Here is a 2000-nt window from a genome sequence, read left to right as displayed (position 1 = left end):
TCTTTACCTAAATCGTAATCTACATTGTAAACAGTACCAGCAACAGGTAAAGTTGCCTGTGGTTTTGATACCAGATATCTAAATTCTCTGATTTGCATAACTTTTTGTGCAAGCTTTAACTGATCATTTGCAGTACTAACGGTATAAAGTCTTACGCCAGCAGGATCTGCATAGTGAGTATGATTCATATTTAAAAGTTTAGCCATTTTATTCATCTTATTTACAAATGCTTTGACGGTTCCATCGTCCCATTTTGCTAATAAAGTTGCGCAATCGTTGCCAGAAGGCAATAATAAACCTTCCAAAAGCTGCTTCTCGCTGAGTTTTTCATTTGCTGCTATTTTCAAAACTGATTGTTGATTTTTTAAATCATTCTTGTATATTTTAACATCATTTTTTGTAATGGTTATATCTGGTCCATTCTGACCTAAATGTAATGGATGATTTTTAAGAATCAAATAAGCTGTCATTATTTTAGCTACACTAGCAATAGGTATAGGTTGTTGATGTGGCGTTTGTGAAATAATTCCATAACGATCGATCATTATAGCGCCTTCTGTTCCATAAGGCCATTTTATGTTTAAATTACCAACTGCATGATAAGATTTTGGTATATTAAGCAATAAACGAGGCTTATTTGTAAGCGTTAATGCCTTAAATAAACCTAAAATAGCTACCACTATTATACCTATAACAAAAACCAAAAAAAAGTGGTGTTTTTTATGAGATTTAAACATAAATCATCCCCAAAAATTTATTTAATTTATTTAATCTATTTCAATCTTCATATTCTCTAGACGCTCAATTCTTTTTTCAATTGGTGGATGTGTACTAAATAAACTTTTAAATGTTTCTCCTTTAAATGGATTTACTATAAACATATGAGCAGTTGTCTGAGAAAAATGTGTGTTTGACATTGGTGAAAGTTTGTTTCCTGATTCTAACTTCTTTAAAGCGCTGGCTAAATACATAGGATTTCCAGACAAAATTGCCCCGCCCTTATCGGCTGCGTATTCCCTTTGTCTTGATATGGCAAGTTGAATGATTGTAGCTATTATAGGCGTTAGGATAGCTACAAATAGCAAACCAAACATATTGTTATTTCTTCTATTATTTCCCATGCCTCCAAATATAGCTGACCATTGAGCCATCCATGCTAAATAACTTATTGCTCCAGCTATTGTAGCAGCTAATGTAGCAGTCAAGATATCTCTATTTTTAACGTGAGTTAACTCATGACCTAAAACACCAGATAATTCATTAGTATTTAATAAATTTAATATTCCAGTTGTAACGCATATTGTTGCATTTTTTGGGTTTCTACCTGTTGCAAAAGCATTTGGTGTATTGCTATTAACCACATAAATTTTTGGCATTGGCAAGTTTGCCTTTTGTGCCAAATTGTTTACAATCGAGTAAAGCTGAGGGTATTGATGTTGATTAGCTTCTATTGCATGATAAGCTTTCAAAACAATTTTGTCAGAAAACCAATAAGTTATAAAATTCATGATCCCTGCAAAAATTAAAGCTATAATCAAACCTTGAGTGCCACCAATAGCATCACCTACCAGCATAAGCAATACAGTAAGCGCAAACATCAGCATAAATGTTTTAAAGTAATTCATATCTCCTCCCTCCTTTTAAATAATTCAACTAAAAACACATTCTTTTTTTAAAGTTCATTGTTTACATTTTTATAATTCATTTTCATAACTTTTACCTCCTATTTTAAATTATTTTAGTATATGCTCAATTTTATGAAAAAAATATAGACAATTTGTGTAAAAAATGTTAATTGTAATCTGTAGCGTACTATACATATAAGTAAAAAATTAAATAAATAACAAAAAATTTAGTTGTAATTCACATTAAATTACTGATACTATTAAAATTTTTTACAGAAAATTTATAATATGAAAAGTTTTTGTTTTGCGATAGTATTAAATATTTAATTTTTCAAGCAAAAAATTCCAAATTTTTTTGAGTAAAAAATCTTTCTT

General features: G+C 29.9%; 2 protein-coding genes. Both read right to left on the bottom strand.

The features are described 5' to 3' along the window. Nucleotides 1-737, bottom strand: a 737-nt coding sequence (locus Q0C22_RS04215; protein ID WP_367172098.1) for a D-alanyl-D-alanine carboxypeptidase family protein, incomplete at its 3' end; no start/stop codon positions are given. 30 nt (nucleotides 738-767) lie between these two features. After that, nucleotides 768-1625: a zinc metalloprotease HtpX gene (gene htpX / locus Q0C22_RS04210; protein ID WP_291491863.1), complete on the bottom strand. Its 858-nt coding sequence runs from the start codon at nucleotides 1623-1625 to the stop codon at nucleotides 768-770. Nucleotides 1626-2000 lie beyond the last annotated feature (375 nt).

The sequence above is a fragment of the Desulfurella sp. genome, assembly GCF_023256235.1.
In the GTDB taxonomy this organism is placed as follows: domain Bacteria; phylum Campylobacterota_A; class Desulfurellia; order Desulfurellales; family Desulfurellaceae; genus Desulfurella.
This window is presented reverse-complemented; position numbering and strand designations above follow the sequence as displayed.

Bases quoted from the DNA above. Each gene is read 5' to 3' on its own strand.
- htpX (WP_291491863.1), bottom strand. From the start codon at position 1,625: ATGAATTACTTTAAAACATTTATGCTGATGTTTGCGCTTACTGTATTG.